This window comes from Sphaerisporangium perillae, assembly GCF_023276435.1.
Classification (GTDB): domain Bacteria; phylum Actinomycetota; class Actinomycetes; order Streptosporangiales; family Streptosporangiaceae; genus Sphaerisporangium; species Sphaerisporangium perillae.
In genome coordinates, this window is the sequence record NZ_JALLPO010000027.1 from 52,069 (window position 1) to 62,846 (window position 10,778).

Genomic DNA, 10,778 nt, shown 5'->3' on the forward strand with positions numbered 1-10,778 from the left:
GCACGAGCCGACGAAGGCGGCGAGATACACGCGAGACATCGTCGCAAGCGCGCCAATTCCCCCGCAAAGGGATTATCCGGTCACCCTCTCACCGCGGAGCGTGATGAATCGTGCGAGGAATGTGACATTTAATGGTTATTTTCCCGGGGCTTTGATGGCACGTCACCCCGCACGCGGGATGCTCGATGGGGAGGAGGTCCCCGTGACGCACAACACGACTCGGCCACGCATCGTCGTGGGCGTGAGCCACTCCCCCGCCGCGACGGCCGCCCTGCGCTGGGCGCTAGGCGAGGCCCGGCTCCGGGGGGCGACGATCGAACCGGTGCACGCCTGGCAGTGGTCGGGACAGCACCGTGCCTCCTACGCGCCGATGGGCACCTGGCGCTCGCATGACGAGGAGTACGCGTCCGCGAAGGAGCAGACGCGCCGCATCGTCGTCCACGTGGCGCCCTCGATCGAGCCCATCGTGGCGCACGGACCGCCCGCTCAGGTGCTGCTGACCCACTGCGCGGGCGCCGCGCTGCTCGTGCTCGGCATCCGCGACCCCGAGCCCGGCACGCCCGTCGCCGCCACGCCGGTGCTCGCCGCGTGCATCATGGGGGCTCCGTGCCCGGTCGTGGTCGTCTCGCCCCGCACGGTCCCGGTGCCGGCGTACCCGTCCTGCGAGATGACCCTCAGCGTGGCGCCGACCGGCTGACCTGCGCGGGCGCGGCGGCGTCACCGTACATGGCGGCCAGCTCCGACACCGTGGCGGCCATCATCTCGCGCAGCTCGGGCGGCTCGAGCACCTCCAGTCGCGCCCCAAGGCGCAGCAGCTGCCAGCAGGCGTGCCTGACCGACTCGACGGGCACCCGCAGCACCCTCCAGCCGTCCGGGCCGGGCGGTCCGGCCTCCGCCAGCGCGGTGTCGACCGGCCGTGTTCCCATCGTGTAGCGCAGCAGGTCCTCCCCACCGGGCGCCAGCCGCACGGTGGCCTCGGCGGTGTACATGCGGTCGCGGAACTCGGCCGCGTAGGTCTGCCAGAACTCGCCCAGATCGAAGCCCTCCGGCCGGGTGAAGCGGTCGGGCAGCACCTCGAGCGACAGGATGCGCGAGACGCGGTAGGTGCGCGCCGCCGCGCCGTCGGGCGCCGCGACCATGTACCACGAGCCGCCCTTGAGGACCAGGCCGTACGGGCTGACCAGCCGCTCCACCTCCGCCGGGCCCCAGCGGCGGTAGACCATGCGCAGCTTGCGTCCCTCCCAGACCGCGTCGGCGACCTCGCCCAGGTGGGGCACGTCGTCGGCGTCGCGGTACCAGCCCGGCACGTCCAGCAGGAACCGCTCGCGCATGTGGGAGGCCTGGGAGCGCGGCTCGGGCGGCAGGGCGGCGAGCAGCTTGAGCTCGGCCGCGGCGGCCACGTCGGCCAGACCGAGCTCGGCGGCCGGGCCGGGCAGTCCCGCGAGGAACAGCGAGGAGGCCTCCTCGGCGGTCAGGCCGTTGAGCCGGGTGCGGTAGCCGTCCAGGAGCTGGTAGCCGCCCGCCGGCCCCCGGTCGGCGTAGACGGGGACGCCCGAGGACGACAGCGCCTCCACGTCGCGGTAGACGGTGCGCACGGACACCTCGAGCTCCTCCGACAGCTCGGCGGCCGTCATCCGCCCGCGCGCCTGGAGGAGCAGCAGGAGGGAGAGAAGCCGACTTGCTCGCACATCCGCCATTGTCCCTGATTTGCCAAACAAACACCAAAAATGTTCATATGAACGCATGGATCGATTGCGGGCGATCATGGACGCCCTGATGACAGCGGACAGCGTGTCTGTCGCGGAGCTCGCCGCCGAGCACGGCGTCTCGGAGATGACCATCCGCCGGGACCTCGACGAGCTGGCCCAGCAGGGCGTCGTCCGGCGCGTCCGCGGCGGCGCGCAGAGCCTGCTGCTCCGCGGCGAGGAGCCGCCCTTCGGCGTGCGCGAGCACGAGGAGCCCGACAGCAAGAACCGCATCGCCGCCGAGGTCGCGAGCCTGCTGGCCGACGGCGAGGCCGTCGTGCTCGACGGTGGCACCACCGCCCTGGCGATCGCGCGCCACATCCGCGACCGCAGGCTCACGGTGCTGCCGCTGTCGGTCCAGGTGATCCAGGCCCTCAGCGACGCCCCCCGGATACGGATGGTGCTCCCCGGCGGTGAGGTACGGCACGGCGAGCTCAACATCGCCGGTCCCCTCGCCGTCAACACCATCGGGTCCCTGCGCTTCGACACCGCGATCATCGGCTGCTGCGGGCTGTCGGCCGAGCACGGGGTCACCGCCCACGACCTGGAGGACGTCGCGGTCAAGCAGGCCGCCATCGCCTCCTCCCGCCGGGTCATCGTCGCCGCCGACTCCTCCAAGTTCCGCCAGACGGCATTCGCCACGGTCTGCCCGCCCGGCCGCGTCGACGTGCTGGTCACCGACGCGGGCATCCCGCGCGACCAGCGCGAGACCCTCACCGCCGCCGGCGTCACCGTGCGCCTCGCCGCATGACGGTCACGCTCAAGCGCGACATCGCGCCGCACCGCTCCCGCCTGGCGGTGTCGATCATGTTCCTGATCCCCGGCATGGCCATCGGCGTGTGGACCTCCCGGATCCCGGCCCTGAAGGAAGGGCTGGCGCTCGGCGACGGGGTGTTCGGCCTCGCCCTGCTGGCCATCGCGGCGGGCGCGCTCGCCGGCATGCAGGTCGTCGGGCGGCTGGTCGACCGCTATGGCAGCGCCCGGGTGATGATCCCGCTGGCCTTCTGCCAGGCCGCCGTGCTGCTGCCGCCGGCCGCCATGCCGGATCTCCCCTCGCTCGCGGCCTCGCTCGCCCTGTTCGGCGCCGCGCACGGCATGCTGGACGTCGCCATGAACGCGGGCGCCGTCGAGGTCGAACGCGACCGGGGCCGGCCGCTGATGTCCTCCTTCCACGCCGTGTTCAGCATCGGCGGCTTCCTCGGCGCCGCCCTCGGCGGCCTGTCCGCCCACGCCGGGATCGCCCCGCTGCCCACCTTCGCCGCCGTCGCCGTCCTGCTGGCGGCGCTGGCGGCCCTGGCCTCCCACCGGCTCCTTCGCGGCGCGGGCCGCCGGAGCCGGCCGGACGAGCGTCCAGGAAGCCTGACCGGCGCCGACCGGCATCCGCAGGACACTCCCGGCGACAGCCGCCCGGACCCGCTTCCGGCGGCGGACGGCGGGCACGCAGGGAAGGCCCGCGGAGTGCTGCTGCTCGGCCTGCTCGGCTTGTTCTGCATGGTCGGCGAGGGCGCGTCCGCCGACTGGGGATCGGTCTACCTGCGCGAGGACCTCGGCAGCTCGCCGGGCTTCGCCGCCGCCGCCTACGCCGCCTTCTCGATCGCGATGACCACGGGGCGCCTGCTCGGCGACCGCCTGGCGGCCCGCCTCGGCCCGGTCGCGCTGGTGCGCTGCTGCGGGACGCTGGCAGGGGCCGGCCTGTCGGCGGCCCTGCTGATCGGCCACCCGCTGGCCGGGGTGATCGGGTTCGGCTGCTTCGGCGCGGGCCTGTCCTGCATCGTCCCGCAGGTGTTCTCGGCGGCCGGGAACCGCGACCCGGCCCGCGCCGGGCAGGCGCTCGCCCGGGTGGCGACCCTGGGCTACCTGGGCTTCCTCACCGGGCCGGTGCTGATCGGTGCCGCGTCGGAGCTGCTGGGGCTGCCGCGCGCTCTGGCCATCCCGGCGATGCTCGCGCTGTTCGTGGCCCTGGCCGCCCCGGCCGTGCGCCCGCGCGGCCGCTGACGCCCGGCGCGAGCCCTCGGACGGCGCCGGCTCGGGCCGTCAGATGGGGTCGCCGAGGTCTTCGCCCGGCAGGCTCGGCCGCGGGGAGACCGTGCCGCTGTCCCCCGGAGAAGGGGTCGGCGAGGGCTTGAGGGTGTCGTTCGGCGAAGGCAGGGGCGGCGGCGTCGGCACGAACATCGTCGGCGGCAGCGGGCGCGACGGCGGCGGGTCCTCGTCGCCCCGGCCCAGCAGCAGCCAGGCGATCGCCCCGGTCAGCACCAGCAGCACCACCAGGGCCGACAGCGCGAACAGCACGGCACGCCGGGTCTCCACCGGAGGCGGCGCGGGCGGCGGCGGGGCCGGGACCGCGGGGGCCCGGTCGCCCAGCCAGTACGGGACGAAGTCGGGCCCGTGGGTCTCCCCGATGAGCGTGCCGCTGACCAGCACCGACTGCAGGAACCAGGCCGCGCCGACGCCCCCCGGCGTGTAGGCCACCGCCACCCAGGGCGCCGGCCCGTCGTCCATCGCGAGAACCTGCGGCGCGCCGGCCGGCCCCCGGCCGCGGGCTCGCGCCATCCACCCGCGCACGCCGCCGCGCGCGGGCGCCGCCTGCCGGATCGCCGTCAGGAACCGCTCGCGGGCGGCGGCGTCCAGCGCGGCGCCCCTGGTCAGCAGCGCGACGGACACCGCGCGGCCGTCGGCGTCCTGCGCGAGGTACACGAAGCCGGTCGCGAGCGACTGCAGCCGCGCCTGCACGACGTATGCGCCCAGCCGGGGCGGGTCGCCGTACTGCAGCGGAGTGGCCACGGATGCCATGAAAGCACACCCGGAGATCCGGCTCACCGTGACGGTGCCGTGCACCTTTGCGCCGTGTTTGATGGAATGGCCGCATGACCGTTGCGGAAGAGCGCAGTGACGGATCCGGGCCGAACGACGGCGACGACGCGGACCTCCGTCTCCTACAGCAGTCCCTCACCGAGGTCCGGCGCGTCATCGTCGGCCAGGACCACATGATCGAACGGCTGCTGGTGGCGCTGCTGGCGCGCGGTCACTGCCTGCTGGAGGGTGTGCCCGGCGTCGCCAAGACGCTGGCGGCCTCCACCCTCTCCACCGTGGTGGGCGGCACCTTCGCCCGCATCCAGTTCACTCCCGACCTGGTGCCGAGCGACATCGTCGGCACCCGGGTGTACCACCCCTCCAGCGAGAGCTTCGACGTGGAGCTCGGGCCGGTGTTCGTCAACTTCCTGCTCGCCGACGAGGTCAACCGGGCCCCGGCCAAGGTGCAGTCCGCGCTGCTGGAGGTCATGGCCGAACGGCAGGTCACGCTCGCCGGGCGCACCCACCCGCTTCCCCGGCCGTTCATCGTGCTCGCCACCCAGAACCCCATCGAGTCCGAAGGGGTCTACCCGCTGCCGGAGGTGCAGCGCGACAGGTTCCTGTTCAAGGTGACCGTCACCCATCCGACGGCGAGCGAGGAGCTGGAGATCCTCCACCGCATGAGCGTCTCCCCGCCGCTGCCCGCCCGAGTGCTGGACCCCTCGCGGCTGCTGGCGCTGCAGAAGCTCGCCGACCAGGTCTCGGTCCACCAGCTCGTCGCCGACTACGTCGTGCGCCTGGTGATGGCGACGCGCTCCCCCGCCGAGTACGGGCTGCGCGACCTGGAGGAGGCCATCGAGATCGGGGTGAGCCCGCGTGCGACCCTGGGCCTGGTGGCGGCCGGCCGCGCCCTGGCGCTGCTGCGCGGCCGCGACTACCTGCTGCCCGACGACGTGCGCGACGTCGCCGTGGACGTCATGGGCCACCGGCTGATGCTGACGTTCGACGCGCTGGCCGACGGCGTCGACCCCGAGGACGTGGTGCGCCAGATCCTGGCCTCCGTGCCGCCTCCTCTCGTCGTCTGGAACCAGGCGCAGCGGTGACCGGCGCGCACGCCCCCGGGCGGGACGCCGGACACGGGAGGAGTCCCGAGCACGCCCTGCGGCGGCTGGAGCTGACCGTGGTGCGCCGCCTGGACGGGCTGCTCCACGGCCAGCACCAGGGCCTGCTGCCGGGCGCGGGCAGCGAGCCCGGCGACAGCAGGGTCTACGTGCCCGGCGAGGACGACGTGCGCCGCATGGACTGGTCGGTCACCGCCCGCACGACCATCCCGCACGTCCGCGACCTGGTCGCCGACCGCGAGCTGGAGACCTGGGTGCTGGCCGACCTGTCGGCGAGCATGGACTTCGGCACCGCCGCCATGGAGAAGCGCGACCTGGTCGTCGCCGCCGTGGGCGCCGTCGGCTTCCTGACCAGCCGCATCGGCGACCGTTTCGGCGCCTACGTCATCCACGGCGACCAGATCCACCGCCTGCCCGCCCGCACGGGCCGCCCGGCGATGTACGCGCTGCTGCAGACCCTGCTCGACGCCCCTCGCGGGGCTCCCGGCCATGGGCCCACCCGCCTGGCCGAGGCCATCGACCTGCTCGGCAAGGCCCGGCGCAAGCGCGGCCTGCGGGTGATCGTGTCCGACTTCCTCGATCTCGGCAAGAACGGCGATCCGGAGTCCGAGCGCGACTGGGAGCGGCCGATGCGCCGCCTGGCCGCCCGCCACCAGGTGCTCGCCGTGGAGGTCCTCGACCCGCGCGAGCTGGAGCTGCCCGATGTGGGCCTGGTGGCCCTCACCGACCCCGAGACCGGGCGGACGCGGGAGGTCCTCCTCACTCCCAAGATCCGCCGCGCCTACGCCGAGGCCGCCGCGGCGCAGCGGGCGGCGACCCACGTGGCGTTGCGCCGCTGCGGGGCCGGTCACCTGGTGCTGCGCACCGACCGCGACTGGGTGTACGACATCGCCCAGTACACGCTCAGGCACCGGCGCACGGCCCACCTCGCCGGGCGGCATCCCACCAGGAGGGCAGGCGCGTGATCTTTCTGTCTCCGGGCTGGCTGTGGCTGTTCGCGGCGCTCGCCCTGATCGTGGGCGCCTACGTCTACACCCAGTTCGCCCGCCGCCGGTACGCCGTGCGGTTCACCAACCTCGCGCTGCTGAGCCTGGTCGCCCCCGAGCGCCCCGGGTGGCGGCGGCACGTGCCCGCGGCCCTGTTCCTGCTGATGATGGCCCTGCTGATCACGGCCGCCGCCCGGCCGGCCGACGCCACCCGTGTGCCCAGGGACCGTGCGACGATCATCATCGCGGTGGACATCTCGCTGTCGATGGAGGCCGCCGACGTCTCCCCGACCCGGCTGGTGGCGGCCCAGCAGGCCGCACAGCAGTTCGTCAAGGACCTGCCCGAGCGGTTCAATGTGGGCCTGGTCTCCTTCGCCCGCTCCGCGTCGGTGGTCATCTCGCCGACCACCGACCACCTGGCGGTGATCACCGCCATCGGCAACCTGTCGACCCGTCCCGGCACCGCCATCGGGGAGGCGGTGTTCAACTCGCTGGACGCCGTGCGCTCGTTCGACCAGCGGGCGGTGACCGACCCGCCGCCCTCGGCGATCGTGCTGCTGTCCGACGGCGACAACACCTCCGGCCGGTCGGTCAACGAGGCCATCCAGGCCGCGGCGGGCTTCCACGTGCCGGTCTCCACCATCGCCTACGGCACGCCGGACGGCACGGTGAGCATCGACGGCCGCGACGTGCAGGTGCCGGTCAACAAGACCACGCTGCAGTCCCTGGCCGACGGCACCAGCGGGCGGGCCTACACCGCCGAGTCGGGCGACGAGCTGCGCGACGTCTACAGCCAGATCGGCAGTTCGCTCGGCTACCGGATCGTGCACCAGGAGATCGGCCAGTGGTTCACCGTGGCGGGCATCCTGACCGGCCTGCTGGTGGCCGGTGCCGCCATGCTCCTGGGGTCCCGCCTGCCGTGACCGGCCGGGGGGCCCGGGACCCTGCGCCGTCCGGCGGCCGGCGATAGGCCGACGTCCGGATCAACATGCCCAAGGGGCGCCGGAACAAGGTGCAGCCTCTCAGGTCGCCCTCGGCCGGCCTAGGCCAAAGGCAACTCGTCTCTTGAACGAAACCTGCGGCCAACGGCCGGTACGCCGCCCAGATCCAGTTGCGGCAAACTGGGGCGCATGACCTACCGCGTGACCTTCGTCTGCACCGGCAATATTTGTAGATCTCCAATGGCGGAGCATGTCTTGAGGCGGCACGTCGAGGAGGAGGGCCTGGAGGTCGAGGTCGACAGCTCCGGCACGGGCGGCTGGCACGTGGGAGGTCCGGCCGACCACCGGACAGTGAACACGCTGCGGCGGGCCGGGTACACCAGCGCGCACGAGGCGAAGCAGTTCCGGCCGGTCTGGTTCGACCGGTACGACCTGATCGTCGCGCTGGACGAGGGGCACTACCGGGACCTGCGGTCGATGGCGCCGAACGCCGAGGCGCGCGACAGGGTGCGGCTGCTGCGCTCGTTCGATCCGAGTGCCGCTGACATGAACGTGCCCGATCCGTATTACGGGGGAAAGGCCGACTTCGAGGAGTGCCGCGACCTCATCGAGGCGGCCGTCCCGGGACTACTCGATGAGATCCGCAAGGGCCTCAAAGAACGCACCTCCTGAACGCCGCACAGGCTCGCACTCCCCGACGGGGGTGCGATCCACACGGCTCACACCGTGTACTCGGCGTGCGGGACAGCCCGCTCCCAGACCATCTCGAACGCCGCGACGACCTGGGCGGCGGTGCCGGGGTCGGAAGTGCAGGCGGTGCTGTCGGGCCGGGCCACCGGCGACGCACCGCGGCAACCTGGAACGCGGATCACGAGCACCGCTCCGCGGTTGGTAACGTCTCTGCACGTGACGTCCAAGGGGGCACATTACTTCGAGGAGCGGCCCGGAGCGGCCGCCCGGCCGGGCACGGTCGACGTGGTGCTGCCCGACCTTCACCTGCGCCTGGCCACCGACAGCGGCGTCTTCTCCCCGGGCCGGCTCGACCCGGGCACCCGGGTGCTCCTGGAGAGCGTGCCGCCGCCACCCCAGGAGGGCGATCTGCTCGACCTCGGCTGCGGGTACGGGCCCATCGCGCTGACCATGGCCTCGCGGGCGCCCGGGGCGACGGTGTGGGCGGTGGACGTCAACCGGCGCTCGATCGAGTTGTGCGAGCGCAATGCCCGGGCCGCCGGCCTTGACAAAGTAAGGTCGGTGCACGTCGACGACGTGCCGCCGGAGGTGCGGTTCTCGGCGATCTGGTCCAACCCGGCCATCCGCATCGGTAAGCCGGCCCTCCACGCCATGCTCGCCCGCTGGCTCGACCGGCTCGCCCCCGGCGGCACGGCCTACCTGGTCGTGCAGAAGCACCTCGGCTCGGACTCCCTGCAGCGCTGGCTCGGCGGCCAGGGCTGGGCCACCACGCGGGAGGCCTCCCGGTCGGCGTACCGGGTGCTGCGGGTCGCCGCGCGCGAGCCGGGCGCGGCCCGCGACACCGCAGATGACGTTTCCGCAGGCGGCGCCGCCAACAACGAGGAGCGATGAAGCACCCGATGAGCACAGGCACCCGCAGGCAGCTGCGCCCGACCGACGTCAAGCGGCTCAACCGCACCTGGCGCCGGGGCACCGAGAAACGGCTGTCGCTGATCCTGGAGTCGGTGACCGGCCCGTTCAACGTCGGATCGATCTTCCGCACGGCCGCCGCGTTCGGCGCCGACGAGCTCTGGCTGGCCGGCAACACCACCCCGCCCACCAACCCCAAGGCGCAGAAGACCGCCCTCGGCACCGACCGGCTGGTCCCCTGGCACGAGCCCGTCCCCGCCGTCGAGGCCGTACGGGCCGCCAAGGAGGGCGGCTACACCGTGATCGCCGTCGAGCTGACCGGCGACGCGGTGCCGCTCCCCCAGGCGAGGCTCGACCGCGACGTGTGCCTGGTGCTCGGCAGCGAGGACCACGGCTGCTCCCCCGCCCTCCTGGAGGCCGTCGACGAGGTGCTCTACATCCCCCAGGTCGGCCGGGTCGGCTCGTTCAACGTCGGGGTCGCCGCCGCGATCGTCCTGGCCGAGGTCCGGCGCCAGGAGTGGGCCTCCGGCACCGTGCCGGCCGGCGCCGCGGGAGCTGGGGAGGAGACCTCCGGCGACGGCTGAGCCCCGGCCCCCAAGGGGGACGTCAGGGGCGTTCGTGACCCAAATGTTCATCCAGGTAGGCTGACGTGACAGCCCTACACAGGGGATACTCCTCGTCGTGCAACGCCGCTTCCCGTTCCTCGACCATCCGGGGCCGCTCGCCTTCGCCCACCGGGGCGGAGCCGCCGAAGGCCGCGAGAACACCATGGCCGCCTTCTCCCGGGCCGTCGAGATGGGGTACACCTACCTGGAGACCGACGCGCACGCCACGGCCGACGGCGTGCTGCTGGCCTTCCATGATCACACCCTCGACCGCGTGACCGACCGCCACGGCCGGGTGGCGGCGCTGCCCTACCGCGAGGTGCGCCGGGCCCGCATCGGCGGCGTGGAGGAGATCCCGCTGCTGGAGGAGCTGCTCGGCACCTGGCCCGACGTGCGCGTCAACATCGACGTCAAGGAGGCCCCGGCGATCGGCCCGCTGGCGGAGGCGATCCGCCGCACCAACGCCTACGACCGGGTCTGCCTGACCTCCTTCTCCGACATGCGGCTGGCCAGGGCCCGCATGGCGGTCGGCCGCCCGATCTGCTCGGCGCTCGGCCCGCGCGGCGTGGCCCGCCTGCGCGCCGCCGCGATGGGCTCGGGATACGGCCGCCTGCTCGGCGGCCTGGCCCGGGAGGGCGTCCCCTGCGCGCAGGTGCCGGTCGGCTTCCGCGGGATGCGGGTCACCACCCGTGCCCTGGTCCGCACCGCCCACGCCCTCGGCATGCAGGTGCACGTGTGGACCGTCGACGACCCGCGCGTCATGGGGAACCTGCTCGACCTCGGCGTCGACGGCATCATGACCGACAACATCTCGGGCCTGCGCGACGTCCTGCGCACCCGTGGCCAGTGGCATCCGCGCCGGCCCGCCGCCCACGCGTGACCCCGCCGCCACGTCGCCACCCCGCGCGCTTCCCCGCCGCCCGCGCCGGCGCCCCCCCCCCCCCCCCTACCCCCGCCCCCCCAAGCCCCCCCGCCCCCCCCCTGCACCCAA

At 73.6% G+C, this 10,778-nt stretch carries 13 protein-coding genes; 10 read left to right on the plus strand and 3 right to left on the minus strand.

Features of this window, described 5'->3' with window-relative positions; genetic code table 11:
• Positions 1 to 202 precede the first annotated feature (202 nt).
• Positions 203 to 697 carry a universal stress protein gene (locus MYF83_RS25715; protein WP_248963274.1) on the plus strand — a complete coding sequence of 165 codons (495 nt, stop codon included), beginning with the start codon at positions 203 to 205 and terminating at the stop codon, positions 695 to 697.
• Here MYF83_RS25715 and MYF83_RS25720 read toward each other — a convergent pair.
• A complete protein-coding gene (locus MYF83_RS25720) occupies positions 675 to 1,688 on the minus strand; it encodes a helix-turn-helix transcriptional regulator (RefSeq protein WP_248963356.1) in 1,014 nt (337 codons plus the stop codon). The two genes, MYF83_RS25715 and MYF83_RS25720, sit on opposite strands and share 23 nt — an antisense overlap.
• Positions 1,689 to 1,743: 55 nt before the next feature.
• Between MYF83_RS25720 and MYF83_RS25725 the strand changes: the two genes are divergently transcribed.
• Together MYF83_RS25725 and MYF83_RS25730 are read left to right on the plus strand one after the other, a co-directional pair.
• Complete coding sequence (locus MYF83_RS25725; protein WP_248963275.1) at positions 1,744 to 2,496, plus strand: DeoR/GlpR family DNA-binding transcription regulator; 753 nt, start codon at positions 1,744 to 1,746, stop codon at positions 2,494 to 2,496.
• Positions 2,493 to 3,740, plus strand: a complete 1,248-nt coding sequence (locus MYF83_RS25730; RefSeq protein ID WP_248963276.1) for an MFS transporter — start codon at positions 2,493 to 2,495, stop codon at positions 3,738 to 3,740. The genes MYF83_RS25725 and MYF83_RS25730 overlap by 4 nt, the downstream gene beginning before the upstream one ends.
• A gap of 39 nt (positions 3,741 to 3,779) precedes the next feature.
• Here the strand turns inward: MYF83_RS25730 and MYF83_RS25735 are convergent, their stop codons facing one another.
• Positions 3,780 to 4,535 (minus strand): hypothetical protein, encoded by a 756-nt coding sequence (locus MYF83_RS25735; RefSeq protein ID WP_248963277.1) that lies wholly within the window; start codon positions 4,533 to 4,535, stop codon positions 3,780 to 3,782.
• 74 nt (positions 4,536 to 4,609) lie between these two features.
• Here MYF83_RS25735 and MYF83_RS25740 point away from each other — a divergent pair, with 74 nt between their 5' ends.
• The 4 genes from MYF83_RS25740 (at position 4,610) to MYF83_RS25755 (ending at position 8,255) form a co-directional block, all read left to right on the plus strand.
• A complete protein-coding gene (locus tag MYF83_RS25740) occupies positions 4,610 to 5,638 on the plus strand; it encodes an AAA family ATPase (protein ID WP_248963278.1) in 1,029 nt (342 codons plus the stop codon).
• Positions 5,635 to 6,621: a DUF58 domain-containing protein gene (locus tag MYF83_RS25745; RefSeq protein WP_248963279.1), complete on the plus strand. Its 987-nt coding sequence runs from the start codon at positions 5,635 to 5,637 to the stop codon at positions 6,619 to 6,621. Before MYF83_RS25740 ends, MYF83_RS25745 begins: the two co-directional genes overlap by 4 nt.
• The gene (locus MYF83_RS25750) at positions 6,618 to 7,565 is read left to right on the plus strand and encodes a VWA domain-containing protein (RefSeq protein WP_248963280.1); all 948 of its coding nucleotides are present in this window, start codon (positions 6,618 to 6,620) and stop codon (positions 7,563 to 7,565) included. The genes MYF83_RS25745 and MYF83_RS25750 overlap by 4 nt, the downstream gene beginning before the upstream one ends.
• A 207-nt stretch (positions 7,566 to 7,772) precedes the next feature.
• A complete protein-coding gene (locus tag MYF83_RS25755) occupies positions 7,773 to 8,255 on the plus strand; it encodes a low molecular weight protein-tyrosine-phosphatase (RefSeq protein WP_248963281.1) in 483 nt (160 codons plus the stop codon).
• A 47-nt stretch (positions 8,256 to 8,302) separates the two neighbouring features.
• Here MYF83_RS25755 and MYF83_RS44455 read toward each other — a convergent pair whose 3' ends face one another.
• Entirely contained in the window at positions 8,303 to 8,419 is a 117-nt protein-coding gene (locus tag MYF83_RS44455; RefSeq protein ID WP_372500239.1) for a DUF6879 family protein, read from the minus strand.
• A 70-nt stretch (positions 8,420 to 8,489) separates the two neighbouring features.
• On the opposite strand from MYF83_RS44455, the gene MYF83_RS25760 reads away from it, so the two are divergent.
• The 3 genes from MYF83_RS25760 (at position 8,490) to MYF83_RS25770 (ending at position 10,667) form a co-directional block, all read left to right on the plus strand.
• A complete protein-coding gene (locus MYF83_RS25760) occupies positions 8,490 to 9,164 on the plus strand; it encodes a class I SAM-dependent methyltransferase (protein ID WP_248963282.1) in 675 nt (224 codons plus the stop codon).
• A gap of 8 nt (positions 9,165 to 9,172) precedes the next feature.
• The gene (locus MYF83_RS25765) at positions 9,173 to 9,766 is read left to right on the plus strand and encodes an RNA methyltransferase (protein ID WP_248963283.1); all 594 of its coding nucleotides are present in this window, start codon (positions 9,173 to 9,175) and stop codon (positions 9,764 to 9,766) included.
• Between the two features lie 97 nt (positions 9,767 to 9,863).
• Positions 9,864 to 10,667, plus strand: a complete 804-nt coding sequence (locus MYF83_RS25770; RefSeq protein WP_248963284.1) for a glycerophosphodiester phosphodiesterase family protein — start codon at positions 9,864 to 9,866, stop codon at positions 10,665 to 10,667.
• Positions 10,668 to 10,778: the final 111 nt, after the last annotated feature.